Annotated in this window: 24 protein-coding genes; 8 read left to right on the top strand and 16 right to left on the bottom strand. The window is 70.6% G+C overall.

Translation table 11 applies throughout. The features are described 5' to 3' along the window. On the bottom strand, positions 1-1717 hold a 1717-nt coding region (gene ggt / locus HY68_RS24875), incomplete at its 3' end, for a gamma-glutamyltransferase (RefSeq protein ID WP_041992493.1). Positions 1718-1823: 106 nt separating this feature from the next. Here ggt and HY68_RS24870 point away from each other — a divergent pair. Next, on the top strand, positions 1824-2570 hold the full coding sequence (locus tag HY68_RS24870; protein WP_041992491.1) for a hypothetical protein: 747 nt from the start codon (positions 1824-1826) through the stop codon (positions 2568-2570). A 423-nt stretch (positions 2571-2993) separates the two neighbouring features. Here the strand turns inward: HY68_RS24870 and HY68_RS24865 are convergent, their stop codons facing one another. The 5 genes from HY68_RS24865 to HY68_RS24845 form a co-directional block, all read right to left on the bottom strand. Further along, positions 2994-3434, bottom strand: coding sequence for a DUF6278 family protein (locus HY68_RS24865; protein WP_041992488.1), 441 nt, complete (start codon positions 3432-3434; stop codon positions 2994-2996). A 65-nt stretch (positions 3435-3499) separates the two neighbouring features. Beyond that, positions 3500-4279, bottom strand: a complete 780-nt coding sequence (locus HY68_RS24860; RefSeq protein WP_041992485.1) for an exodeoxyribonuclease III — start codon at positions 4277-4279, stop codon at positions 3500-3502. A gap of 47 nt (positions 4280-4326) precedes the next feature. Then, positions 4327-4959 (bottom strand): MBL fold metallo-hydrolase, encoded by a 633-nt coding sequence (locus HY68_RS24855; protein WP_041992484.1) that lies wholly within the window; start codon positions 4957-4959, stop codon positions 4327-4329. Positions 4960-5010: 51 nt separating this feature from the next. After that, positions 5011-6306 (bottom strand): 4-carboxymuconolactone decarboxylase, encoded by a 1296-nt coding sequence (pcaC, locus tag HY68_RS24850; RefSeq protein ID WP_041992483.1) that lies wholly within the window; start codon positions 6304-6306, stop codon positions 5011-5013. 164 nt (positions 6307-6470) lie between these two features. Continuing rightward, on the bottom strand, positions 6471-6848 hold the full coding sequence (locus HY68_RS24845) for a MerR family transcriptional regulator (protein ID WP_041992481.1): 378 nt from the start codon (positions 6846-6848) through the stop codon (positions 6471-6473). 119 nt (positions 6849-6967) lie between these two features. Between HY68_RS24845 and HY68_RS24840 the strand changes: the two genes are divergently transcribed. Then, positions 6968-8041 carry an alkene reductase gene (locus HY68_RS24840; RefSeq protein WP_041992479.1) on the top strand — a complete coding sequence of 358 codons (1074 nt, stop codon included), beginning with the start codon at positions 6968-6970 and terminating at the stop codon, positions 8039-8041. Between the two features lie 25 nt (positions 8042-8066). On the opposite strand, the gene HY68_RS24835 is transcribed toward HY68_RS24840, so the two are convergent. The 6 genes from HY68_RS24835 to HY68_RS24810 all read right to left on the bottom strand — a co-directional run bounded on the left by HY68_RS24835 (position 8067) and on the right by HY68_RS24810 (position 13986). Beyond that, positions 8067-8645 (bottom strand): hypothetical protein, encoded by a 579-nt coding sequence (locus tag HY68_RS24835; RefSeq protein WP_041992477.1) that lies wholly within the window; start codon positions 8643-8645, stop codon positions 8067-8069. Next, the gene (locus HY68_RS24830) at positions 8642-9805 is read right to left on the bottom strand and encodes an ROK family glucokinase (protein ID WP_041992475.1); all 1164 of its coding nucleotides are present in this window, start codon (positions 9803-9805) and stop codon (positions 8642-8644) included. The genes HY68_RS24835 and HY68_RS24830 overlap by 4 nt, the downstream gene beginning before the upstream one ends. A 240-nt stretch (positions 9806-10045) precedes the next feature. Further along, positions 10046-10990: an ATP-binding cassette domain-containing protein gene (locus HY68_RS24825; RefSeq protein ID WP_241778672.1), complete on the bottom strand. Its 945-nt coding sequence runs from the start codon at positions 10988-10990 to the stop codon at positions 10046-10048. Continuing rightward, the gene (locus tag HY68_RS24820) at positions 10987-12054 is read right to left on the bottom strand and encodes an ABC transporter permease (protein WP_041992472.1); all 1068 of its coding nucleotides are present in this window, start codon (positions 12052-12054) and stop codon (positions 10987-10989) included. The genes HY68_RS24825 and HY68_RS24820 overlap by 4 nt, the downstream gene beginning before the upstream one ends. Next, on the bottom strand, positions 12051-13073 hold the full coding sequence (locus tag HY68_RS24815; protein WP_198533337.1) for a sugar ABC transporter substrate-binding protein: 1023 nt from the start codon (positions 13071-13073) through the stop codon (positions 12051-12053). The genes HY68_RS24820 and HY68_RS24815 overlap by 4 nt, the downstream gene beginning before the upstream one ends. Before the next feature lie 124 nt (positions 13074-13197). Further along, a complete protein-coding gene (locus HY68_RS24810) occupies positions 13198-13986 on the bottom strand; it encodes a GntR family transcriptional regulator (RefSeq protein WP_277816769.1) in 789 nt (262 codons plus the stop codon). A gap of 103 nt (positions 13987-14089) precedes the next feature. On the opposite strand from HY68_RS24810, the gene HY68_RS24805 reads away from it, so the two are divergent. Further along, the gene (locus HY68_RS24805) at positions 14090-15094 is read left to right on the top strand and encodes a Gfo/Idh/MocA family oxidoreductase (protein WP_041992466.1); all 1005 of its coding nucleotides are present in this window, start codon (positions 14090-14092) and stop codon (positions 15092-15094) included. A 36-nt stretch (positions 15095-15130) separates the two neighbouring features. On the opposite strand, the gene HY68_RS24800 is transcribed toward HY68_RS24805, so the two are convergent. Genes HY68_RS24800 through HY68_RS24785 form a run of 4 tightly spaced genes read right to left on the bottom strand, consistent with a single transcriptional unit; the run spans position 15131 to position 18618 of the window. Beyond that, entirely contained in the window at positions 15131-15550 is a 420-nt protein-coding gene (locus HY68_RS24800) for a PaaI family thioesterase (protein WP_041992464.1), read from the bottom strand. 8 nt (positions 15551-15558) lie between these two features. Next, positions 15559-16740: a cytochrome P450 gene (locus HY68_RS24795; RefSeq protein WP_041992461.1), complete on the bottom strand. Its 1182-nt coding sequence runs from the start codon at positions 16738-16740 to the stop codon at positions 15559-15561. A 4-nt stretch (positions 16741-16744) separates the two neighbouring features. Then, positions 16745-17434: a response regulator transcription factor gene (locus HY68_RS24790; RefSeq protein ID WP_078863993.1), complete on the bottom strand. Its 690-nt coding sequence runs from the start codon at positions 17432-17434 to the stop codon at positions 16745-16747. Beyond that, positions 17431-18618, bottom strand: a complete 1188-nt coding sequence (locus tag HY68_RS24785; RefSeq protein ID WP_041992457.1) for a histidine kinase — start codon at positions 18616-18618, stop codon at positions 17431-17433. Before HY68_RS24785 ends, HY68_RS24790 begins: the two co-directional genes overlap by 4 nt. 181 nt (positions 18619-18799) lie before the next feature. On the opposite strand from HY68_RS24785, the gene HY68_RS24780 reads away from it, so the two are divergent. The 5 genes from HY68_RS24780 to HY68_RS24760 all read left to right on the top strand — a co-directional run. After that, positions 18800-20002 (top strand): ROK family protein, encoded by a 1203-nt coding sequence (locus HY68_RS24780; RefSeq protein ID WP_041992454.1) that lies wholly within the window; start codon positions 18800-18802, stop codon positions 20000-20002. 5 nt (positions 20003-20007) lie between these two features. Next, a complete protein-coding gene (locus tag HY68_RS24775) occupies positions 20008-21300 on the top strand; it encodes an extracellular solute-binding protein (protein WP_041992452.1) in 1293 nt (430 codons plus the stop codon). A 16-nt stretch (positions 21301-21316) separates the two neighbouring features. After that, the gene (locus HY68_RS24770; RefSeq protein ID WP_041992450.1) at positions 21317-22288 is read left to right on the top strand and encodes a sugar ABC transporter permease; all 972 of its coding nucleotides are present in this window, start codon (positions 21317-21319) and stop codon (positions 22286-22288) included. Then, complete coding sequence (locus HY68_RS24765) at positions 22285-23127, top strand: carbohydrate ABC transporter permease (RefSeq protein ID WP_198533336.1); 843 nt, start codon at positions 22285-22287, stop codon at positions 23125-23127. The genes HY68_RS24770 and HY68_RS24765 overlap by 4 nt, the downstream gene beginning before the upstream one ends. 31 nt (positions 23128-23158) lie before the next feature. After that, on the top strand, positions 23159-24104 hold a 946-nt coding region (locus HY68_RS24760; protein WP_277816768.1), incomplete at its 3' end, for a glycoside hydrolase family 3 N-terminal domain-containing protein.

Here is a 24104-nt window from a genome sequence, read left to right as displayed (position 1 = left end):
TGGCGGCGCCGATCTCGGCGACCTGGGTGAAGGAGTGTCCGACGGCCTCCAGCTGCGCGCGCAACGGGCTGTTCCACAGGGCCGGTTCGAGTTCGGTCGCGGCGGCGTTGCGCTGGCTGGCGCGCGGTGCGGCAATCGCGTCGTCCAGTGCCAGACCCCGGTCGATACGGCCGGTCAGGGTCTGCAGCACGGTCGTGATGATGGTCGCGCCGCCGGGTGAGCCGACGGCGAGCACCGGGCGGCTGTGCTTGTCGAGGACGATCGTCGGGGAGATCGAGGAGCGCGGCCGCTTGCCGGGGCCCGGCAGGTTCGGGTCGTGCACGGCGGGGTTCGCCGGGGCGAAGGAGAAGTCCGTCAGCTCGTTGTTGAGCAGGAAGCCGCGGCCCGGCACGGTGATGGCGCTGCCGCCGGTCTGCTCGATGGTGAGCGTGTACGCGACGACGTTGCCCCACTTGTCGGCCACGGTGAGGTGCGTGGTGTTCTCGCCCTCGTACGTCGTCGGCGCGGTCGTGCCGCCGGGCGCGCAGGGCGCGGGACGGCGGGGGTCACCAGGTGCGAGCGGGCTGGTGAGGACCGCGTCGTCGGAGATCAGGCAGGCGCGCGAGTCGGCGAAGCGCTGCGAGAGCAGGCCCTTGGTGGGGACGTCCTCGAAGGCCGGGTCACCGACCCAGCGGCCGCGGTCGGCGAAGGCGATCCGGCTCGCCTCGATGTAGTGGTGCAGGTACTGCGCCTGGGATTCCTTCGAAAGGCGGCTGCGCTCAAGGATGTTGAGCGCTTCACCGACGCTCGTGCCGCCCGAGGACGACGGCGCCATGCCGTACACGTCGAGTCCCCGGTAGGAGACCTCGGTGGGGGCCCGCTTCACGGTGCGGTAGGCGGCCAGGTCGGCGGCGGTCAGATCGCCGGTGCGAACGTTACGGGTGGAGCCGGGCGCGACGGGCGGCTTGCGCACCGTACGGACGATGTCGCGGCCGAGCGCGCCCCGGTAGAGCAGATCGGTGCCCTTGCGGCCCAACTCCTCGTAGGTCCGGGCCAGATCCGGGTTCTTCAGCGCGGAGCCGACGACCGGCAGCTGCCCGCCGGGCAGGAAGATCTTCGCGGAGGCGGGGAAGTCGGCGAACCGCGCCTGGTTGTCCTTGGTCTGGGAGCGGAACGTGTCGTCGACGGTGAACCCGTTCTTCGCCAGCCGCTCGGCGGGCTTCAGCACCTGGCCGAGGGACTTGCTGCCCCAGGAGTCGAGGGCGGTGTCCCAGGTGGCGGCCGTGCCGGGGGTGCCGACGCTGCGGCCGCTGGTCACCGCGTCGGCGAAGGCGAGGGGTTTGCCGTTCTCCAGGAAGAGCGAGGTGTCCGCCGACTTGGGCGCGGTCTCGCGGCCGTCGATCGTGTGGACGCTGCGGCTCTTGGCGTCGTAGTAGACGAAGTAGCCGCCACCGCCGATGCCCGCCGAGTACGGCTCGGTGACACCGAGCGCGGCCGCCGTGGCGACGGCGGCGTCCACGGCGTTGCCGCCGTGCTTGAGCACGTCGATCCCCGCGGCCGTCGCGTCGGTGTCGACGCTGGCCACCGCGCCGCCGTAGCCGGTGGCCACCGGTGTCTTCGCCGGCGTGCCGGGTGGCGCGGCCGACTGCCGTGCGGCGGAAGGTGCCACGGCTCCGATCGACAGCATGGCCGCGGCGACGGCGACAAGCGAGACATTCCGTGCGGCTGAGCGACGCATCCGTACCTCCAGTCAAGAACCGTCCGGGAACTGTAACTTCAGCGCACCCCACTCGTCAGGACCGCGTCTCGAACAATGGTGCGTTGCCCCGATAGCATGCGCGCCCATGACTGACGACGTACGCAACATCGTGCTCGGCGTGGTCGCCGCCCTGATATGTGCGGCTCTGGGCTGGCTCGCCCGCTCGTCCCTGTGGCGGCGCAAGCTCGGCAGGAAGCAGGAATTCTTCGGACTGCCGGGAAACTCCGAGTGCTTGATGGTCGTCAACCGCGAGGCGGGCGGTGACGGCGCCGTACTGCGCCATGACGTCTTCGCCCTGCTGGAGGTCGCGGCCCTGGTGAAGGAGTGCGGCGCGCACGCGCAGATCGTGCAGCACGACGCGGCGCAGCAGGGCTTCGGCGAGCGTACGGAGTTCTGCTTCGGCGGGCCCGGGTCCAACCGGCGGATGGCGGCGCATCTGAAGTCGCTGCTGCCGGGGGTCGGCGTCAACACGGACGCGACGCCGGGTCCTGACCGCGGCGCGTTCCAGATCGGTTCCGAGCGCTACCGGGTGGATCCGGGTGTGGCGGAGTACGTACTGCTGGCGCGGCTGACGGCCGGACAGGGCACGCGGCCGGTGTTCCTCTTCTGCGGACAGCGGGCCATCACCAACCAGGCGGCCTCGCGCTATCTGGCCCGCCACCACGAGCGGCTGTTCCGCAAGCACGGCGGGAGTTCGTTCTGTCTGCTGCTGAAGGTCGCCAACTCACAGGCGTACGGGCCGGATGTGGTGGAGCTGGTCGCCGATGTCACGCGCGCCGCGCAGGAACCCGCCCCGGTCCTGGCACGCACGTCCCATCGGGCCAAGGAGTAGAGAGCGGCGCCCCCGTCGCGTTCCACGGCGACGCGGGCCCGCTCCACACCGAGCACAACCCGACCGGCTCGCAGCTGACCTTCTCCCCTGAACGAGAAGTGATCTCCGGCTGCTGCCGGACGGGCCATTGCCCCTGAGCTACTGCGCTCCCGGCAGCAGCGTCCCTGGTTCGGCCGGGCTGACACCCGCGGCCGGCGTTCTCGATAGGGATGAACGGCAAAGGGTAGTCGAGATTCGTCGCGATGAGCTTGCGTTGACGCCATGTGGCTCGGTCGGCGGATCGACGGCCATACGCTGTTCTACCCACTCTCGGCGGTGTCGGGGTCAGCGCAAACTATCCATGCCGACAAGGGACTTCACACCCGACACGCATAAATGGTGCATAAGTGACATTTACTGCCGGGGTGATCGGCGGTGCCACCGTCAGGCCTCGGCCGCCTCCGCGTAGACCTGGGCCAGTTCGGGGGTGCCGGTGACCGCCCATTCGAGCCCGGCCTCCACCACCTGGATCTCCCGGCCGGAGGCGAGCCGCACCACCGGGTGACCGCCCGGCCAGATGTGCCAGACGGCGCCGGGGACCGTCCGGACGATCACCGTGCCCAGATACAGCCCCGCGTCGTTGCCCAGCCAGGGCATCTCCTCGGGGTCGTCACGCCAGCGCGGCGGGAGCTGGTCGAGTTCGTCCAGGGACCCCGGCGAGTCGTCGAGTCTCAGACCGCTCTGCCCCGCCCGGACGCGCAGCAGTTCGCACTCCGAGAGCAGCTCCGTGACGCCCTCCTGCTCGCCGCCGACCGCGGTGGCGAGCGGCGTCGCCTGGATACCGGCGTGCTTCCTGCGCCAGTTGTCCAAGAAGGGGATGTTCATACGACTCAGCCTGCCATCACCCCCGCCGGGGCACCATAGGGGCGCGCGGGGGCGCGGCGTCCGGCTCAGACGTCGAGGTCCACGACGACAGGAGCGTGGTCGGAGGCGCCCTTGCCCTTGCGCTCCTCGCGGTCGACGTAGCTGTCCTTGACGGCCGCGCCGAAGGGGCCGTTGCCGTACACGAGGTCGATCCGCATGCCCCTGTTCTTGGGGAAGCCGAGGCTGCGGTAGTCCCAGTAGGTGAAGGGACGGTCGTACTTCAGCGGCCGGGGCATCACGTCGGACAGGCCCTCGTCGCGCAGGGCAGCGAGAGCGGCGCGCTCCTTGGGGGTGACGTGGGTGGCCCCCTCGAACTGGGAGCGGTCCCAGACGTCCTCGTCCGTCGGCGCGATGTTGAAGTCGCCGAGGACGGCGAAGGGGCGCTCCCCCGCCGCGTCGGCGGCGACGGCGGCGCGCAGCGCCTCCAGCCAGCGCAGCTTGTAGGCGTAGTGGTCATGGCCGACCTCGCGGCCGTTCGGCACGTACACCGACCAGAGGCGGACGGGGCCGCAGGTCGCCGAGACGGCCCGCGGCTCCTGCACGCCCTCGTACTCGGGTCCCTCCGGGAGGCCGCTGACCACGTCGTCGAGACCGACACGGGAGATCAGCGCCACCCCGTTCCACCGGCCGCTCGCGTTGACCGCCGACTCGTACCCCAGCTCGCGCAGCGGCTCGGCGGGGAACTGCTCGGCGGTGGACTTGGTCTCCTGGACGCACAGCACGTCCGTGCCGCTGCTCTCCAGCCAGGCCAGCAGCCGGGGCAGCCGAGCGGTGATCGAATTGACATTCCAGGTCGCGATGCGCATGCGGGACAGCCTATCGGCGGGGTCCGACAGTCACCGTCCCGCGCCGGTCAGACCTCGGTGGAGTCGCCGGATGCGAACCTGGCGTGGTCGGCGGCTGCCAGGGCGCCGATCTGCCCGTCGTAGACCGGCCGGGCCAGCTCGGTGAGCAGCGCGTCATGGATGTCGAAGGCCCGCAGCGGCTTGACCTCGCGGACGTAGTCGATCACCTCGGAGAGCTTGTTCCACGGCGCGTGCACCGGCAGCAGCAGGGTCTCGACCTGCTGGTCCGGCACGGTCAGCGCGTCGCCGGGGTGGAACACCGAGCCGTCCAGGAGATAGCCGACATTGGTGATGCGCGGGATGTCGGGGTGGATCACGGCGTGCAGCTCGCCGTGCACCTGTACGTCGAATCCGGCGGCGCTGAAGGTGTCCCCGTGGCCGACGGTGTGCACCCGGCCGGGAAAGGCCGCCGAGACCTGGTCGGCGACGCTGCTCAGCGTCCACAGCTCGGCGGCGGGGTTCGCTTCGAGCGCCGCGCGGAGCCTGCCCTCGTGGAAGTGGTCGGGGTGCTCATGGGTGACGAGCACGGCGTCGGCGCCGGCCGCCGCGTCCTGCTCGCTGAAGCCTCCGGGGTCGATGACGAGTGTCCGCCCGTCCTTCTCCAGCCGGATACAGGAGTGCGTCTTCTTGGTGAGCTTCACCGTGGACCACCTTTCGTCTCGGACCGTCCGTACCGCTGTTCCATCATCCCGCTACGCCCCCGGCGCCGTCTCTTCCTGGATCACGGCCCTGGCCACCCGGAACGCCGAGTTCGCCGCGGGAACGCCGCAGTAGACGGCTGTCTGGATCAGTACTTCCTTGATCTCGGCGGGGGTGAGTCCGTTACGGAGCGCCGCCCGGGTGTGGAAGGCCAGCTCGTCCAGGTGTCCGCCCGCGACGAGCGCGGTGAGCGTCACACAGCTGCGGGTGCGGCGGTCCAGGCCGTCCCTGGTCCACACCTCGCCCCAGGCGTAGCGGGTGATCAGGTCCTGGAAGTCGCCGTCGAAGTCGTCGGAGGCCGCGAGGACGCGGTCCACATGGGCGTCGCCGAGCACCTGCCTGCGTACCCGCATGCCCGCCTCGTACGGGTCGGCGTGGCCCGTCGCGACCTGCGGCGGCTGTTCGGCCGCCGCGATCTCGGCGACGGGTCCCACGCTTGCCGACAGGCTGGGCGCGAACCGGCTCTCGGGGAGCACGGTCAGGCCGGTGGAGGTGTCGTTCGGGTTGTACCAGGCGGTGGAGAAGTGCCGCAGCAGCAGGTCGGTGACGGCGGCGGGCTGCTCGACCGGCGCCAGGTGCGAGGCGCCGGGCACCAGCGCGAGCCGGGCGTCCGGTATGCCGGCGACCAGGGTGCGCGCCTCGGCGGGCCCGGTGACCTGGTCCTCGGCGCCGACGAGTACGAGCGTCGGCACGGCGATACGGCCCAGCTCGGCCCGGATGTCGAAGGCGGCCAGCGCCTCGCAGGCGGCGATGTAGCAGCCGGGGTCGGTGGTGCGCACCATCTGGACGGCCCACTCGACGATGGCCGGCTGGGCGGCGGCGAAGCCCGGCGTGAACCAGCGCTCTGGAGCGGCGCGCGCCATCGGGTCGAGCCCGTTGGCCCGGACGATCACACCGCGCTGGCGGAACTCGTCGGCGGTCCCGAACCGCGGCGACGCCGCCACCACGGCGAGCGAGGCGATCCGGTCGGGCCGGCGCAGCGCCAGCTCGGCGCCGACGGCGGCGGCGATGGAACAGCCCGCGTAGCCGAACCGCTGGACCCCGAGGGCGTCGAGCGTGGCGAGCAGCCGCTGCGCCAGCTCCGGAATGCCGCTGGCCGCGTGCGCGGGAGCACCGCCGTGCCCCGGCAGGTCGAACCGGACCACCCGCCAGTGCCGGGCCAGCTCGGGCACCTGCCGGTCCCACATGTGCCAGGTGGTCCCCAGCGAGGGGCCGAGGACCAGCACGGGCGCGTCTTCGGGACCGTCCATCCGGTACTGCAGTGTCTTGGGAGGCGTCGTCTCACTCACCCGCTCACGCTCTCATGTCACCCGATCACTCATGACCGCGCGGTCTGTCCCCCTCCAGAAAACCGTGCAATCCCCACACAACGCGGCAGCCCCGTGCCGGAACTCATCGCCGGATGACCGATGGCCGATGCCCGATGGCCGACCCGGCGCCCGAGGCCCGGCCGTCAGTGGTTCGCCGGTTCGCGCAGGGTCTCGCGGTGGGCGCGGGCCGTGTCCATCAGCGCCTCCAGGGCCTCCTGGGTGCGCGTGAGGTCGCGGATGTGGGCGGCGAGCCGGGCGTGTTCCTGGGCCATGCGTGCCAGCGCGGCGTCGGAGTTGTCCGTGCTCGGGGAGTCGACGCACGGCAGCAGTTCGGCGATGGTGCGGCTGGACAGGCCCGCGGTGTAGAGGCGTTGGATGAACCAGACGCGCTCGACCTCGTCGTCCGTGTAGTGCCGCTGGCCGCTGGGGCTGCGGGTGCTGGCGAGCAGGCCCTGCTCCTCGTAGTAGCGCAGGGACCGGATGCTGACTCCGGTACGTGCGGCGAGTTCCCCGATACGCATGCCGTCCTCCGGGCTGTGAGCTGCGGCACAGGACTTGCCTCTGACATCCATGTGAGCTTTTAGCGTACTCCCGTGCCCGGAAGCCGGGCGACGGCGAGCGCATACCGAGGAGCCCCGCGATGACGAGCCTTTTCCACTCCTACCGGTTCGGTGACCTGACCCTGCCCAACCGGCTGGTGATGGCCCCCATGACCCGGATCAGGGCTGCGGCCGGCGGGCTGGCGACGCCGTCCATGGCGACGTACTACGCCCAGCGGGCGACGGCCGGACTGATCGTGACCGAGGGGGTGCAGCCCAGTCTTGTCGGGCAGTCCAGCCCGGGCACTCCGGGGCTGCACACCGACGAACAGGTCGCGGCGTGGCGTCCGGTGACGGCGGCGGTGCACGCCAGCGGCGGACGGATCTTCGCCCAGCTCATGCACGGCGGGCGGGTCTCGCACCCCGACACCACCGGCAGCGTGCCCGTGGGGCCGTCGGCCGTGCCCGCCGTCGGCGAGGTGTTCACGCCGACCGGCCCCAAGCCAGCGCCGATGCCGCGCGCCCTGGACACCGCCGAGGTCCCGGAACACGCCGAGTCGTACGCGCTGGCCGCCCGGCGCGCCGTCGACGCCGGTTTCGACGGGGTGGAGCTGCACGGCGCCAACGGCTATCTCATCTCGCAGTTCCTGTCGTCCAACGCCAATCTGCGGACGGACCGTTACGGGGGCTCGACGGCGAACCGGATCCGCTTCGCCGTCGAGGCGGTGGCGGCGACCGCCGCTGCCGTCGGCGGGCACAGGACCGGGATCCGGCTCTCTCCGGCCGCCGGGTTCTGGGGAGTCGAGGAGACCGACTCGGCCGCCCTGTACGCCGAGCTGCTGACCGAACTGGCCCGGCTCGACCTGGCCTACGTCCATCTGGAGGCCACCGCCGACGAAGAGGTGCTGCTCGGCCTGCGGCGCGCCTGGCCCGGCACCTTGATCATGAATCCGGTGCTGCCCATGGGGGCCAAGCAGACCGGCCGGGCCGAGGCCGACCACTGGCTGGGCCTCGGCGCCGAACTCATCAGCTTCGGCCGCGCGTTCCTCGCCAACCCGGACCTGGTCGAGCGGCTGCGCGGCGGGCTGCCGCTCGCCCCTGTCGACGAGACGACGTACTACCAGGGCGGTGACGCGGGCTATCTCACCTACCCCGCGTATCAGCACACGGCGTAAGCCGTGACCCGGCGCCGCGGGCAGGTCAGGGTGTGGTCGTGGAGACGACGAAGACGCGCGGGAAGCCGGGGTCCGCCAGGTCCACGATCACGTTCTGGCTGGGCAGCGGGTCCTTCTGCTTGTGGCTGAGGCCGGCCCATTTGTGGTCGGGGATGTCGAAGTCCCAGCCGGCGATCTTCTGGTCACGCTTCGAGATGGTGACCGCGCCGTTCTTGAGCGCCGAGCGGCTCGTGCCCATCTCGGTCAGGAAGGAGTCGAGCCGCCCCGACGTGACGTCGAACTGGGCGTAGAGCCGGCTCGACTTCCAGTTGCTCGTCTCGTAGTAGCGCACCCCGGTGGCGCCGCCGGGGATCGGCACGTCGTAGATCCGCTTCTTCATCCCGGCGGGGCGTACCGGCTGGAGGCCGGTGGCCAGGGTCTCGGCCTCCTTGGCGCGCCCGCTCTCGCGGCTCTGCTCGGCCGCCACGGCGAGATAACCGGCCGGGATGCCGACGAGGAGCACGATGACGATGGCGGTGAACCAGCGTCTGGCGTTGCGGTGACCTCGGTTCTCCGGGGGCCTGGCTCTGTCGTCGGGCTGTGCGGGACGGCGGGGCACGGTCATGACGGCGGTTCCTGGGTCGGGGTCGTGCGGGTGGTCCTGATGGCCTGTGCGTAGCGTTCGTAGCGCTCGTGCCGCTCCACCCGGCGGCGGGTGGCCCGGCGGAACCTGCGGGCCACCAGCCGGGCCAGGTCGGCGGCGCCGACCATGCCGGCCTCGGGACCGAGCTCTGCCTTCACGATACGGGCCTCGGGGCGGTAGCCGCGTCCCGTGAGGTGCCGGCGGAACGCGTCGCGCGCCGGGCCGATCAGCAGGTCGTCCGCCGCGCTGACGCCGCCGCCGATGACGAAGCAGGACGGGTCGAGCGCCGCTGCCAGGTTGGCGATGCCGACGCCGAGCCACTGTCCGATGTCCTGGAACAGCTCGACGCACATGGCGTCGCCGTCGCGGGCCAGCTCGGTGATCAGCGGTCCGGTGATCTCGTGGACGTTGCCCTTGACCCGGTCGATGAGGCTGTACGCGACGGGCGAGTCGGCCGCCGCGAGTTCCTTGGCCTCCCGGACGAGGGCGTTGCCCGAGCTGTACTGCTCCCAGCAGCCGCGGTTGCCGCACGGGCAGCGGTGGCCGCCCGGCACGACCTGCATATGGCCGAACTCGCCCGCGACGCCGAACTTGCCGCGCTTGACCTGGCCGTCCTCCAGGATCGCGCCGCCGATCCCGGTACCGAGCGTGATCATGACCAGATGGTCCTCGCCGCGGCCCGCGCCGAAGCGCCATTCCGCCCAGGCGGCGGTGTTGGCGTCGTTGTCGACCATCACGGGGACGGCGAGCCGGGAGGCGAGCGCGTCCCTGAGGGGTTCGTCGCGCCAGGCCAGGTGGGGGGCGAACAGCACCTTGGAGCGGTCGGCGTCGACCCAGCCGGCCGCTCCGATGCCGACGGCGTGCACGTCGTGCCGGTCGGAGAGGTCGAGGACCAGCTCCACGATGGTGTCCTCGACGACCCGGGGGCTCTTGGACTTGTCGGGCGTCTCGGTGCGCAGCTTCTCCAGGATGTTGCCGTCGGCGTCGACGACGCCCGCCATCACCTTCGTACCGCCGATGTCGATACCGACGGTGGGCACCCTGGGCGCGGTCAGATGGGAGCGCCGCTCACGGGTGCCGACGGTCCGCAGGACGGTGCCGCGAGCGCTGCCGCGACCGGCGAAGTCACGGTACGTACTCATCGGGCGGGCCCCCTCGTGTCCGTCGGCTCAGGCCTGCCGTACCGAGTGCGCCGGCTGATTGCTCGCACGAGTCGTGTCGTCCCTGTGGGGTCGGGGCCTGCCGCCCGGGTGGGCGAAGGCGGCGGACGGTGCCCGCCGGTGCGAATTCTGCCATCCGGAGGGTAAGAGCCCGGTGTGCGGCCCGGTAAGCGGCCGGAGCGCGTCGCTCCGGTCCTGCCGCCGGGCCGCCGGGGCGTACGGTCAGTCCTTCTCGGCCGTGCCGGCCTTCTCGGTCCTCCCGGCCGTCTCGGCCGGACGGCCGCCGAGATGGCTCGGGGCCGGGGCTGCGGCCAGTTCGTGGCTCAGCTCCTCCAGCTCGGAGCCGCCGGCCATCTGCCGGGTGATCTCGTCCAGGGTGATCGAGTCCTTGGTGTGGCTGCCCGCCATGACCCCGCGCTTGAGCAGCACGAAGCGGTTGCCGACGAGATACGCGTGGTGCGGGTTGTGGGTGATGAGCACCACGCCGAGGCCCGCGTCGCGCGCCGCGGCCACGTACTTCAGCACCACGCCGGACTGCTTGACCCCGAGCGCCGCCGTCGGCTCGTCCAGGACCAGCACCTTCGCGCCGAAGTAGACGGCGCGCGCGATGGCGACGCACTGGCGCTCACCGCCGGACAGGGTGCCGATGGGCTGGTCGACGTCACGCAGGTCGATGCCCATCCGCAGCAGCTCGGAGCGGGTCGTCTCACGCATCAGCCTGACGTCGAGCCGCTTGAAGGGGCCCGCCCCCTTCGTCAGCTCGGAGCCGAGGAAGAAGTTGCGCCACACCGGCATCAGCGGGACGACGGCGAGGTCCTGGTAGACCGTGGCGATCCCCAGGTCCAGGGCCTCGCGCGGGGAGGACAGCGAGGCCTTCGCGCCCTCGATCAGGAAGTCGCCCGAGTCGTGCTGGTGCAGCCCGGCGATGATCTTGATCAGGGTGGACTTGCCCGCGCCGTTGTCGCCGAGCACACAGGTGATCTCGCCGGGGTGCACCTCCAGCGAGACGCCTTCCAGGGCGCGGACGTTGCCGTAGTACTTGCTGACGTCGGCCAGCTCGACCAGGGGCGTCGCCCGCTGCTCGGGCCGGGGGTCCGGTGCCGGCTCCGTCCGCGGCGCCGTGTCCGGCTGCGGCTGGTCCGTCGGGTCGGTCTGCGGCTCGCTCATCGGGTCGCCTCCGCGCGCTTACGCACCCACGCGTTGAGCAGGGTGGCCAGAAGGAGCATCGCTCCGAGGAAGAACTTGAACCAGTCCGGGTTCCACTCCGCGTACACGATGCCCTTGCTGGTCATGCCGAAGATGAAGGCCCCGACTGCGGCGCCGATCGCCGAGCCGTAGCCGCCGGTGATCAGACAGCCGCCGATGACGGCCGCGATGATGTAGATCAGCTCGTTCCCGACGCCCTCGCCCGACTGGACGACGTCGAAGGAGAACAGCAGGTGCTGCCCGGAGACCCAGGCGCAGAACGCCACACCCATGTACAGCAGGATCTTGGTGCGCATCACCGGGACACCGACGGCGCGCGCCGCGTCGGCGTTGCCGCCGGCGGCGAAGATCCAGTTGCCGAAGCGGGTCCGCAGCAGGATCCAGGTGGCGAGCGCGACCAGGACGGCCCACCACAGGATGGTGACCTTCAGCTCGACGCCGCCGACGGTCCACTCCGAGGCGAACAGCTTCTTCGCCGAGGGGAAACCCTCCATGTCGCCGATGGACTTGGTCGAGACCGTGCCGCTGATGAGCTTCGTCAGACCGAGGTTGAGGCCGATGAGCATCAGATACGTGCCGAGCGTGATGATGAAGCTCGGCAGTTTGGTACGGGTCAGCATGACGCCGTTGAAGGCGCCGAGCGCGAGGGTCACCAGCAGGGAAACCCCCACGCCCACCCAGACGTTGGCGGTCATCTGGTAGCTGAACATCGAGGAGATCAGCGCCGAGCTGGTCACCATCACACCGGCCGACAGGTCGAACTCGCCGCCGATCATCAGCAGCGCCACCGGCACCGCCATGATGCCGATCGTGGACGCCGCGTACAGGACGGTGCCGAAGCTGGAGCCGCGCAGGAACGAGTCGGCGACGACGGCGAAGAAGAGGAAGACCGCGACGGCGCCCACGACCGAGCCCAGTTCCGGCCTGCCGAGCAGCTTGCGCAGCGGTGAGGTGCGCAGCAGCCGCTCGTCGGGTTCGGCGCCGCCGTCCGGCTTGCTGCCCACCGGTGGCGCTGTCGTCGTCATCGGGTCCCCCGCTTGGTGAACGCCTCCAGGGCGCCGGCGTCCTGCTTGGTGATCACCTGCGGTCCGGTGAGTACGGGCTGTCCGCCGCCGAGCACGTCGGCGTTGTACTTGTTGAGCCAGAGCAGGTCGACCGCCTCGTACCCCTGGAGGTACGGCTGCTGGTCCACGGCGAAGCCGAGCGTGCCCGCCTTGAGCGAGGCGGCGACGGACGCGTTGAGGTCGAAGGTGTCGACCTCGGCCTTGCTCTGCGCCGTGCCCTTGGCCTTGACGGCGGCGTCGGCGAACGGCGCGCCGAGGGTGACGACGGAGTCGATCGACGGGTCCGCCTGGAGCTTGGCCTCGATGGACGACTGGACGTCCGGCATGTTCGTGCCGTCGACGTACAGGTTCTGCAGCTGTCCGTCGAAGTTCTTCTTCGCACCGGCGCAGCGCTGCTCAAGACCGACGTTGCCCTGTTCGTGGACGACGCACAGCGCCTTCTTCTTGCCGCGCTTGTCGAGTTCGTCGCCGACGGCCTGGCCGGCGATCGTCTCGTCCTGGCCGATGTGGGTGAGCGCGCCGAACGCCTTGGACTGCTCGGCGCCCGAGTTGACCGTGATCACCGGGATGCCGGCCTTACGGGCCTTGGCGACGACGGCCTTCATGGCGTCGGGCTTGGCGAGCGTGACGATCAGCCCGTCGACCTTCTTGTCGATGTACGAGTCGACGAGCTGTGCCTGCTGCTGTCCCTCGTCGCTGTGCGCGTAGAGGAAGTTGACGTTGTCCTTGACCGCGGCCTGCTTGGCGCCGCTCTGCACGATGTCCCAGAACGTGTCGCCGTCCCCGGAGTGGGTGACCATGGCGATGGTCCACTTCGGCGTGTTCACAGCGGCCCGTCCCTGGGCCTGGGCCGCCGCTTTCGCCGCCCGTTCCTCGGCGCGCCTGCCGCCGGTGCTGCTGCAGCCGGCGAGGACCGATGCCCCGAGGACCGCTGCCAGCACGGCGCTGGTCGCGCGTACCCCTGTCCGAACCCTTGTCACGACGTAGTGCCCTTCTCGCGAGATTACTCGGAGCAGTATCGGCCATCGTTGTTCGGTGCATGCTCATCGGGTACGCGGTCGAGCGTCAAGGGTTTGTCCGTACATTCTTACGAAAAAGCGCCGCTCAGGGCCGGACGAGCAGCTGGAACTCAAAGGCGTACCGGGACGCGCGGTAGACGTGCGAACCGAATTCCACCGCCCGGCCCGTGTCGTCGAACGTCGTGCGCTCCATCGTGAGCAGCGGCGCCCCCACGGTCTCCGCCAGCCGCCCGGCCTCCGTCTCGGTCGCCGCGCGCGCCCCGATGGACTGGCGGGCGCTGTGCAGCGTGATGCCGCCCGCCCGCATCATCCGGTAGAGGCCGGTGGCCTCCAGGCGCTCGGTGTCGCAGTCGAACAGACCGGTCGGCAGGTGGTTGCGCAGATACGCCATCGGCTCGTCGTGCGCGTACCGCACCCGCTCGACGAGCCGCACCTCTGCGCCTTCCGGCACCCCGAGGGCGGCGGCGGCCTGCGCGGTCGCCGGTACGAGCGTGTTGCGCAGCACCTCGGTCGCCGGGCGCTGGCCGGCCGCCTCCAGGTCGTCGAAGAGGCTGCTCAGCTCCAGCGGACGCTTGACCTGGCTGTGCAGGACCTGGGTGCCGACGCCTCTGCGACGGACCAGCAGGCCCTTGTCGACCAGCGACTGGATGGCCTGGCGGACGGTGGGCCGGGACAGCCCGAGCCGCCCGGCCAGCTCGATCTCGTTGCCGAGGAGGCTGCCGGGGGCGAGGCCGCCCCGCTCGATCGCGGCCTCCAGTTGCTGCGCCAGTTGGAAGTAGAGCGGGACCGGACTGGTGCGGTCCACGGCCAGCTGGAGCGGGAGGGAGTGCTCCGTCTCCTGCCCGGGCTGCGGTGATCTCGGCTGATTGGGCACATCAGGGAGGGTAGACCCCTGCCATGTTGACGGGAAGTCGTGAAGTTCGATTGTCAGGACAAATGCTTGACATCGTGAGCCACCTGCGGCCACCTTTGGGGCCATGCGCATCGGACTCATCGGCACGGGCCGCATCGGCACCTTCCACGCGGACCTGCTCAGCCGCCACCGCGAAGTAGGGGCCCTGGTGGTGGCCGACACGGACTCGGCACGGGCGGCCCAGGTCGCCGACAGGACAGGATCGACGGCGGCGCCCTCGGTCGACGAGATCTTCTCCTGGGGGGTGGACGCCGTCGTCATCGCCTCGGCCACCTCCTCCCACGCGGAGCTGATCAGCCGCGCGGCGCGGGCCGGGCTGCCCGCGTTCTGCGAGAAGCCCATCGCCCTCGACCTGGCGGGCACGCTGGGCGCGCTGCGCGAGGTCGAGTCGGCGGGTACGGTCCTGCAGCTCGGCTTCATGCGCCGCTTCGACGCCGGGTACGGCGCGGCGCGCGACCTCGTACGGTCGGGCAAGCTCGGCCGGCTGCACACGGTGCGGGCGATCACCTCGGACCCGGCGCCGCCGCCCGCCGCGTATCTGCCGCTCTCCGGCGGGCTGTATCGGGACTGTCTGGTGCACGACTTCGACATGATGCGCTGGGTCACCGGGCGCGAGGTGGTCGAGGTGTACGCGACGGGCTCCGACAACGGCCCCGCGATGTTCCGGGAGGCGGGCGACGTCGACACGGCGGCCGCTGTGCTCACCCTGGACGACGGGACACTCGCCACGGCCACGGCCGCCCGCTGCAACGGGGCCGGCTACGACGTACGGATGGAACTGGCGGGCGAGCTGGACCAGTTCGCCGTCGGGCTCGACGACCGTACGCCGATCACCTCGACGGAGCCGAAGGGCCCGCCGCCCTGCGACAACCCGTGGCCGGGCTTCCTCGAACGGTTCGCCCCGGCGTACGAGGCCGAGCTGAACGCGTTCCTGAGCGTCGTCGCCGGCGAACTGGACAATCCCTGCGACGGCCGCGAGGCGCTGCACGCGCTGCGGATCGCCGAGGCGTGCGAGCTGTCTAGGCGTGAGCGCCGGCCGGTGGCGATGACGGAGATCGCGGGCGGCTGAGCCCGCGCGCTTGCCGGGTCCGCGGTCCGGCCCGGCTCAGGACTGCTGGACGGGCAGGACCGTGCCCTGCGCGACGGCGCACAGGGTGCGGGTGCCGTCGTCGGCGACGGTGAACACATCGCAGCGGACCGTGGCCTGCCGCCGTCCCGAGTGGACGACGGTGGCCTCGGCCAGCAGTCTTCTGCCGGTCGCCGGCCGGACGTACTGGATGGAGAAACCGCCGGTCAGCACGTTGGGGCCGAGGGTCGTCCCGGCGGCGAAGGTGATGCTGTTGTCGGCGGCGTAGGCCAGGACGCCGCCGTGCACATAGTCGTTCTGCTGGTGCAGATCCGCGCGGACCGCCACTTCGAGGACGGCCTCACCGTCACCGAAACGGGTGAGGCGGGCGCCGATCAGCTTGCTGAACGGCTGGGCGTCGAGCACCTGCTGGGCGAGGGTGATGTCGAACGCGGGCATGGTCGTTTCTACCACCGCACCGGCAGTCGCCGCACGCCCCGGATCAGCAAGCCCGGCAGCCACTCGTACGGCTCGGGCGACGGGTCGAGCGCCAGGCCGGGGAAGCGCTCCAGCAGGCTGCGCAGCACGACGGCGCCCTCCAGCCGGGCGAGGGGTGCGCCCAGGCAGAAGTGCAGGCCGTGGCCGAAGGCGAGATGCCCCTGGGCCCCGCCCTTCGCCGCCCGCCGGATGTCGAAGGTGTCCGGTTCGGGGAAGCGCGCCGGGTCCCGGTCGGCGGAGGCGAGCCCGACCAGGACCATCTCGCCTGCCGGGATCACCGTCTCGCCGTAGGCGACCGGCTCACGGGTGTAGCGGTTGGTCGCGTTCTCCACCGGGCCCTCGTAGCGGAGCATTTCCTCGATCGCGGGTTCCAGCAGGGTGAAGTCGGCGCGCAGCGCCTTCAGTTGGTCGGGGTGGTCGAGCAACGCCCGTACCCCGTTGGAGATCAGATTGACCGTGGTCTCATGGCCGGCGATGAGCAGGATGAAGGCCATGGCGCGCAGTTCGGCGGCGGAGAGCCGGTCGTCGTCGGCGGCACTGGTGCGCAGCAGGGCGGAGAGCAGGTCGTCGGCGGGGCCCGAACAGCGCTTGTCCTCGATGAGTTCGTCGAGGTAGTCACGCAGCGCGTAGGCGGCGGCCGTGGAGCTCTCGACCGAGGTGGGCGCGACGATCTCGTTGGTCCAGCCGCGGAAGGTGTCCCGGTCCGACCGCGGCACCCCGAGCAGTTCACAGATGACGGTGATGGGCAGCGGGAAGGCGAGTGCGTCCACGAGATCGCCGTGCCCGGCGGGGCCCATCGCGTCGAGCAGTTCGTCGGTGATCTGCTGGACGCGGGGGCGCAGGCTCTCCACCCGGCGCGCGGTGAACTCGCGGGTGATCAGCTTGCGCAGCCGGGTGTGGTCGGGCGGGTCGGAGATGAGCACGTGCGGGCCCATCAGGAGTTCCTCGCCGCCGGCGACCTGGGGCCGTTTGCCCAGCCGGGGGTCGGCGAGGGCGGCGCGCGCCTCGGCGTAGCCGACGACGAGCCACCAGCGCCAGCCGTCCGGGTTCCGCATCTGGTGGACGGGACCCAGCTCGCGCAGCTTGGCGTAGTACGGGTACGGGTCCGCGGTGAAGTCCGGTCCCAGCTCGCGTACTTCGATGGTCGCCATCGGATCAGCCTACGACGCCGTCCGGTGCTCCGGGGTCGCCCGTGGCCGGTTCGGCGTCATGGACGAGCAGGGCGATCTGGACGCGGTTGTTCATGTCCAGCTTGGCGAGGATGCGCGAGACGTGGGCCTTGACCGTGGGAATGCTCAGATAGAGTCCCGCGGCGATCTGGGCGTTGGACCGGCCGCGGCCGACGGCGAGCGCGACCTCCCGCTCCCGCTCGCCGAGCAGGGCCAGTTTCCGTGCGGCGCCCGCCCTGCGGTCGGCCGTCGGCGCGCCGGTGACATGGGTCATGAGCTGGCGGGTGACGGCGGGTGACAGCACGGGATCGCCGGCCGCGACGCGCCGTACGGCGGTGACGATCTCGGCGGGCGGAGTGTCCTTGAGCACGAACCCCGCCGCGCCGACGCGCAGGGCCCGCAGCACCTGTTCGTCGGCGTGGAAGGTGGTCAGGACGATCACCTGCGGGGCTTGGGGCCTGGCGCGGAGCAGGTCGGTCGCGGTCAGTCCGTCCATGACCGGCATCCGGATGTCCATCAGCACCACGTCGGGGGCCGTGCGGTCGACGAGGGCGGCGACCTCGGTACCGTCGGCGCCCTCCCCGACGATCTCGATGTCGTCGGCGCCGCCGAGCATGAAGGTCAGGCCGGCCCGTACCAGCGGATCGTCGTCGACGACGAGCAGTCGGATGGTCATGCCGCCCACGGTAGCCAGGCCCGCACGGCGAAGCCGCCGTCTCCGGTGGGTCCGTGCTCGAAGCGGCCGCCGGCCAGCGCGGCCCGTTCGGTCAGGCCGATCAGGCCCTGGCCGGATCCGGGCACCGGTGTGATGTCGCCGTGCGGCGCCGTGTTGCGGACCTCGACGGTGAGTCCGTCGCCCGGGCCGCCGCCGACCAGGACCGTGGCCTCGGTGCCGGGCGCGTGTTTGCGCGCGTTGGTCAGGGCCTCCTGGGCGATGCGGTAGGCGGTGCGTCCGACGGCGGCGGGCGCGGCGGCCGGGTCGGCGACGCCGCTGTCGAAGGTGACCCGCATCCCCGCGTCCCTGGACTCGGCGACCAGGGCTTCGAGGGTGGCGAGGGTGGGCTGCGGGCGGTCGCCGTCGTCGCCGGGCGTACGCAGGACGCCGATGATCGCGCGCAGGTCCTGGAGCGCTTCGTGGGCGCTGTCCCTGATCACCCCGGCCGCCCTCGCCACCTCGGGCGGCGGCGCGTCCGGCCGGAATTCGAGGGCGCCCGCGTGGACGCTGAGCAGGCTCAGCCGGTGGGCGAGCACGTCGTGCATCTCGCGGGCGATGGACTCCCTGGCGAGCCGCTGGGCCTGCTCGGCCCGCAGGTCGGCCTCGGCCTCGGCGCGCTGGGCCCGCTCGCGCAGGGCGACGACGAGCTGGCGCCTGGCCCGTACGAGCATGCCCCAGCCGGTGACCAGCAGGATCAGCAGGGCGGTGCTGAACACGGCGACCGTGAACGAGACGGTCGGGTCGGGCCGGAGCACCGCCTGGACGACGCCGGTGACGACGGCCAGCGCCCCGATGAGGGCGACCGGTTTGAACGGCCGGTGGACGGCGACGGCGAACAGGCTCACCAGCGCGGCCCCGCTGCTGACCGGTGCGACGGCGGTGAGCAGGGTCAGCGCGACGGCGAGGGCGACCGGCCGGCGCCGGCGCAGCCACAGCGCGCAGCAGGCGACGGCGCCGGCCGCCAGGTCGAGCGCGACGACCGTGTCGGAGTTGCCCGCCTTGGTGGCCGCGTCGAGGGCGAACATGCCGAAGAGGACGGCGCAGCCGAGCATCGCCGTGTCCACGATCCAGTCACGGACCGTGCGGCGCTGCCGGGGTTCCGCCATGGCGGACGGCAGCAGCCAGCGGTACTCCATCGTCGTCATACGTCCACGGTACGCAGGTGGGAGGGGGTGAGCGGGCCTCGCGGCGGGAGCAGCTACCAAAGTCACACGGCTCCCGACTTCGGACACCGCGTTACCGGAAAGAGACGCACATGTCTGGTTCTCATCGGTCCCTCGTGGTTAAAGTAGCCCCACACGAATTAATCTCAGCGTGAGAGGAATTGTGGCAACTACCTCCCTCCCCCGTGCGTCCAACCGCAGCGCCGTCCTCGCGGCCCTGCTGTCCGGCGCCGAGACGGACCGCCAGCAGCTGATCGCCGACACCGGTCTCAGCCGCGCCACGGTGTTCCGGATCATCGACGACCTGATGGCCGACGGGCTCGCCCGCGAAGGCCGCCGGCTGCTCCGCGAAGGACCTGGCCGGCAGTCCACATCGGTGGGCTTCAACAACCGCTCCGCCCTGGTGTGCGGCATCGACCTCGGCGGCACCAACTGCCGTGTCGTGGTGTCCGACGCGCTGGGCCGCCCGCTGATCAGAAGCCGTGACGCGACACCGCGCGACGCGACGTCGGCCGAACTGGCCGCCTGGGTGGCCCGCCGGGTCACCGAACTGGTCGCGGGACACGGCGAGGACATCACCCTGCACACCGTCACCATCGGTCTGCCGGGTGTGGTGACCGGTGACGGCCGTACCGTCGTCGCCTCGCACAACCTCGGCCAGATCAAGGGCACCGCCTTCATCGAGGAGGTCTCCCGGCTGCTGGGTGTGGCGACCTTCGTCGGCAACGACTCCAACCTCGCCCTGCTGGGCGAGTTGAGTTACGGATCGCTGCCGGACCGCGAGACGGCCGTCCTGCTCGCCATGGGCACCGGCCTCGGTTCGGCCGTCTCGCTCGAAGGGCGGGTGCTGACCGGTGAGTCGGGGCTGCTCGGCGAGTTCGGCCGGCTCCCGCTGCCGGGCCGCGAGGAGCGGCTGCGCGATCTGCTCTCCGGCGCCGACCTGGTCGCCTACGCACGCCGCAGGGGCGTCGAAGTCCCCACGGCGCAGAGCCTCTTCGCCGACCGGGCGCGCTACGCGGCGCTGCTCGACGAGGTGCACTCCGCGCTGACCCATCTGGTCTCGGTCGTGGCCCTGGCCTACGAACCGAAGACGGTCGTCCTCACCGGCGGGTTCTCCGAGTCCTTCGACCCGGCCTGGCTGGGCCGGATCAGCGACCAGGTCGCGGACACCGTCGGGGTGCGCAGCCTGGTCAGGAAGTCCGACCTGGGCGACTCGGCGGGGCTGCTCGGCTCGATGGCCTCGTCCCTCGGCCACTACTACGCGTCACTCGGGGTCAGCGCCCCGGACAGCGCCTCGATCGACGTCGACCGCGAACTGATCGTCAAGCGGCTCGACGACTGTCCCACGGACGAACAAGAAGGGTGAGAAGAATGAACCGATCACGGTGGCGGTATGCCGTCACGGCGCTGCCGGTCATGGCGCTCGCGCTGACCGGCTGCGGCGGTGGCAGCGGCGGCTCGCAGTCCGAGTCCGACCACAAGCTCACCATCTGGATGATGACCGGCGGCCCCGGTGACAATCCGCTGATCAAGGACGTCAACACCGAGTTCGCCAAGAAGCACCCGGACATCAAGGTCGACATCCAGATACAGCAGTGGGACGGGGTCGCCACGAAGGTGACCACGGCGCTGGCGACCAACAACCCGCCGGACATCGTCGAGATGGGCAACACCCAGACCCCGCTGCAGACTTACTCCGGCGGTCTCGCCGATCTCACCGCCGACAAGAAGTCCTTCGAGGGCTCCGACGGCTGGCTGACCGGGCTTTCGGGCCCCGCCACGTACGACGGCAAGCTGTACGCCGTACCGCTGTACGGCGGCACCAAGGTCGTCATGTACAACAAGAAGCTGTTCGCCGACGCCGGGATCAAGCAACCCCCCAAGACGCTGGCGCAGTTGCAGCAGGACTGCGGGACGCTCGCCAAGGCCAACGCGCAGGTGGCCAACTTCTCCGGGTTCTACCTGCCGGGCCAGTACTGGTTCAACGGCATGCCGTTCCTCTTCGGCAAGGGCGGCGAGATCGCCACCCGGTCCGGCGGCACGTGGAAGGCGCAGATGAGTTCCCCGCAGAACGCGGCGGGACTCACCGCCTGGCGGGACTTCCAGAACAGCTGCTCCACCAAGTCCTCCGTCGGCGTCAACACCGACAGCCCCGACCAGGACCAGCTCTTCGCCGACGGCAAGGCCGCCATGGCGTACGTGAAGGCCTGGGAGCCCGCCGCCGTGCTGGAGAAGAACCCGTCACTCAAGGACGAGATCGGCTTCTTCCCGATGCCCGGCTACACCGCTGACAAGTCCATGCCGGTGATCGTCTCCGGTTCGACGGTCGGGGTCGCGGCCAACAGCCCGGACCAGGAGGCGGCAGCGGACTGGCTGCGCATCGTCTCCGGCAAGCGGTTCCAGCAGAAGATGGCGACCACGCTCAATCTGCTGCCCGTGTCACCCGACTTCACCCCGCCGGGCGTGCCGGAGCAGCTGACCGTCGCGTCCGCCGCCAGCCGGATCAGTCGGCCGCTGCCCAGCAGTCCGGGCGAGGCGACGCTGGAGACCGAGCGGTACAACGAGCAGTTCTTCTCGAAGATCGCGAGCGGCGCCGACATCGCGAAGGCGTCGGCCGACTACGACAAGCACGCGACCGAAGCCTTCAACTCACTGAGCGACTAGTCCTTCTGAGGCCCTGATGGCAATCACAGAGAAGCGGAGTCCGGTACGCACCTCGACCGGGCCCCGCCCCCGGCCCCCGGGCCGGCGCCGCAGCGCCACCCGGCCACGGATGCTGCCCTGGGCGATGATCGCACCAGCGGTGATCGCACTCCTGCTGATCCAGGGCTATCCCCTGGTGCGGCTGCTCGTCCTGTCCACGCAGGACTTCGGTCCGCGCTCGCTCTTCACCGGACAGGCCGACTTCGTCGGACTCGACAACTTCACCAAGATATTCGGCGACGCGGACTTCCGGGCCGTACTGGTCCGTACCCTGGTGTTCACCGCGTTGTGTGTCCTGCTGCTGATGGTGCTGGGTTTCCTCATCTCGCATCTGCTGATGGGTGTCTCCCGGTGGGTGCAGATCGTCACCACGGTGTGTCTGGTGCTGGTGTGGGCGATGCCGATGGTCGCGGCGACGCTGGTGTGGCAGTGGATGTACCAGCCGCAGTACGGCGTGGCCAACTGGCTGCTCACCAAGCTCCAGGTGTTCGGCGACCTGACGGCGCACGACTGGTTCTCCCATCCGAACCAGGCCCTCGGGCTGATCGTCCTGCTGACGGTGTGGAAGGGGCTGCCCTTCGTGGCCCTGACGCTGTTCGCCGCACGCGGGCAGATATCCGAGTCGCTGTACGAGGCGGCGCGGCTCGACGGTGCGGGCACCCTGCAGACGTTCCGGCACATCACCATCCCGATCATGCGTCCGGTGCTGGCGATCCTGACCATCCTGGAAGTCATCTGGTCGGTCAACTCGTTCACCCCGATCTGGGTGCTGACCCAGGGCGGTCCCGACGGGCAGACCACCACCCTCGGTGTGTACGCCTACATCACCGCGTTCAGCCGCAACGACTACGGCAGCGGCGCCTCCATCGCCGTGGTGACGGTGCTGATCCTGGCGCTGTTCTCCATCGCCTACGTACGCAAGCTCTCGGCCCAGGGGGAGACGCGATGAGCGCATCGATGACACCGGCACGCCGGCGGCGCACCGTCAACAACATCATCGCGCTGCTGGTCTCCGCCGTGATGGTGTTCCCCGTCTACTGGATGGTGACCACAGCGCTGAAGCGGCCCGGCAGGATCCTCAGCGCCGTACCGCAGTTCTTCCCCTGGCCGCTGAGTCTGGACAACTTCGCGCGGGCCCTGGACAAGCCGCACTTCTGGGTCTTCGTCCGCAACTCGCTGACCGTGACGCTGTCCTCGGTCGTACTGTCCCTGATCATCTCGCTGTTCGCCGCCGTCGCCATCGCCCGCTTCCGGTTCGCCGGCCGCAAGGCACTGCTCGCGATCCTGGTGCTGGTCCAGATGATCCCGGCCGCGGCGATGGTCATCCCGGTCTATCTGATGCTCAGGTCCATCAACGGCCTCGACTTCATACCGGGGTTGGTCCTCACCTACATGACGTTCGTGCTGCCGTTCACGATCTGGACACTGCGCGGCTTCGTCGAGGGCGTACCGGTCGAGCTGGAGGAAGCGGCGCTCGTCGACGGGTGCGGCAGGTTCCAGATGTACACCCGGGTGCTGCTCCCGCTGCTGATGCCGGGCATCGTCGCCACCTCCATTTTCGCCTTCGTCAACGCGTGGGACGACTATCTCTTCGCCTACGTGATCATGAAGTCGCAGAGCAACTACACACTGCCGGTCTGGCTGGTGTCCTTCCAGACCTCGGAGAGCGTCGACTACGGCGCCATGATCGCGGCTTCGACGATCTTCTCCATCCCCGTACTGATCTTCTTCCTGCTGGTGCAGCGACGCCTGGTCGGCGGCATGGCCAGCGGCGCGGTCAAGGAATGACCGCGCGACGAAACGAGAGAGCGAGGAGCTCATGAGCGAGCTGTCCCGACTGGCCCACGGTGTGCTGTTCCCGGCACTCGGCCGGCGCACCGTGCCCCGGTGGGCCCGTGCGAGCGTCGCCGAAGGGCTCGGCGGATTCGTCCTGTTCGGCAAGGACATCGCGTCGGCCGAGCAGGTGCGCGAGCTGACGGCCGGGCTGCACGGACTGCGGGAGCATGTCGTGCTCTCCATCGACGAGGAGGGCGGCGACGTCAACCGCCTTGAGGCGTACGGCGGTACGTCGGTGCCCGGCAACCACGCGCTGGGCCGGCTCGACGACCCGGAGCTGACCCGGCAGGCCGCGTACCAGATCGGCCTCTCGCTGGTCGAGGCCGGTGTGGACTGGGACCTGGCGCCCGCGGTCGACGCCGCGGTCAACCCGCTGAGCCCCAACGGCATCCGCTGCTTCGGCTCGGACCGGACCCTGGTCGCCAAGCACGCGGCGGCCTGGGTGGAAGGCCTCCAGTCCGCCGGGGTCAGCGCCTGCGCCAAACACTTCCCCGGGCACGGGCTCAGCTCGACCGACGCCCATCTCGGCACACCCACCGTCGGACTGTCCCGGCAGGAGCTGGTCGACCACTACCTCGACCCGTTCCGCGCGGCCATCGCCGCCGGGGTCGACAGCATCATGGTCTCGCACGTCCTGCTGACCCAGCTCGACGACGTACCCGCCACCATCAGCCCGGCCGTGCTGACCGGGCTGCTGCGCGAGGAGCTGGGCTACGACGGTGTCGTCATCACCGACGCCCTGGAGATGCACGGCATCAGCGATGTCGCGAGCCTGCCGGAGGCGGCGGTACGGGCCATCGGCGCGGGCGCCGACGCGCTCTGCCTGGGCGCGTGGGCGTTCGGGGACGACGTGCGGACGGCGGCCACCGCCCTGGTCACGGCCGTCGAGGACGGCACACTGCCGCTGGCCCGGCTGCGCGAGGCCAACG

The sequence above is a fragment of the Streptomyces sp. AcH 505 genome (genome assembly GCF_000818175.1).
Taxonomy (GTDB): Bacteria; Actinomycetota; Actinomycetes; order Streptomycetales; family Streptomycetaceae; genus Streptomyces.
The sequence above is the reverse complement of the archived record's forward strand: the minus strand, read 5'-3'. Positions and strand labels throughout refer to the sequence as shown.

Bases quoted from the DNA above. Each gene is read 5' to 3' on its own strand.
- HY68_RS24870 (WP_041992491.1), top strand. From the start codon at position 1,824: ATGACTGACGACGTACGCAACATCGTGCTCGGCGTGGTCGCCGCCCTG.
- HY68_RS24865 (WP_041992488.1), bottom strand. From the start codon at position 3,434: ATGAACATCCCCTTCTTGGACAACTGGCGCAGGAAGCACGCCGGTATC.
- HY68_RS24860 (WP_041992485.1), bottom strand. From the start codon at position 4,279: ATGCGCATCGCGACCTGGAATGTCAATTCGATCACCGCTCGGCTGCCC.
- HY68_RS24845 (WP_041992481.1), bottom strand. From the start codon at position 6,848: ATGCGTATCGGGGAACTCGCCGCACGTACCGGAGTCAGCATCCGGTCC.
- HY68_RS24840 (WP_041992479.1), top strand. From the start codon at position 6,968: ATGACGAGCCTTTTCCACTCCTACCGGTTCGGTGACCTGACCCTGCCC.
- HY68_RS24835 (WP_041992477.1), bottom strand. From the start codon at position 8,645: ATGACCGTGCCCCGCCGTCCCGCACAGCCCGACGACAGAGCCAGGCCC.
- HY68_RS24830 (WP_041992475.1), bottom strand. From the start codon at position 9,805: ATGAGTACGTACCGTGACTTCGCCGGTCGCGGCAGCGCTCGCGGCACC.
- HY68_RS24825 (WP_241778672.1), bottom strand. From the start codon at position 10,990: ATGAGCGAGCCGCAGACCGACCCGACGGACCAGCCGCAGCCGGACACG.
- HY68_RS24820 (WP_041992472.1), bottom strand. From the start codon at position 12,054: ATGACGACGACAGCGCCACCGGTGGGCAGCAAGCCGGACGGCGGCGCC.
- HY68_RS24805 (WP_041992466.1), top strand. From the start codon at position 14,090: ATGCGCATCGGACTCATCGGCACGGGCCGCATCGGCACCTTCCACGCG.
- HY68_RS24800 (WP_041992464.1), bottom strand. From the start codon at position 15,550: ATGCCCGCGTTCGACATCACCCTCGCCCAGCAGGTGCTCGACGCCCAG.
- HY68_RS24795 (WP_041992461.1), bottom strand. From the start codon at position 16,740: ATGGCGACCATCGAAGTACGCGAGCTGGGACCGGACTTCACCGCGGAC.
- HY68_RS24790 (WP_078863993.1), bottom strand. From the start codon at position 17,434: ATGACCATCCGACTGCTCGTCGTCGACGACGATCCGCTGGTACGGGCC.
- HY68_RS24785 (WP_041992457.1), bottom strand. From the start codon at position 18,618: ATGACGACGATGGAGTACCGCTGGCTGCTGCCGTCCGCCATGGCGGAA.
- HY68_RS24775 (WP_041992452.1), top strand. From the start codon at position 20,008: ATGAACCGATCACGGTGGCGGTATGCCGTCACGGCGCTGCCGGTCATG.
- HY68_RS24770 (WP_041992450.1), top strand. From the start codon at position 21,317: ATGGCAATCACAGAGAAGCGGAGTCCGGTACGCACCTCGACCGGGCCC.
- HY68_RS24765 (WP_198533336.1), top strand. From the start codon at position 22,285: ATGAGCGCATCGATGACACCGGCACGCCGGCGGCGCACCGTCAACAAC.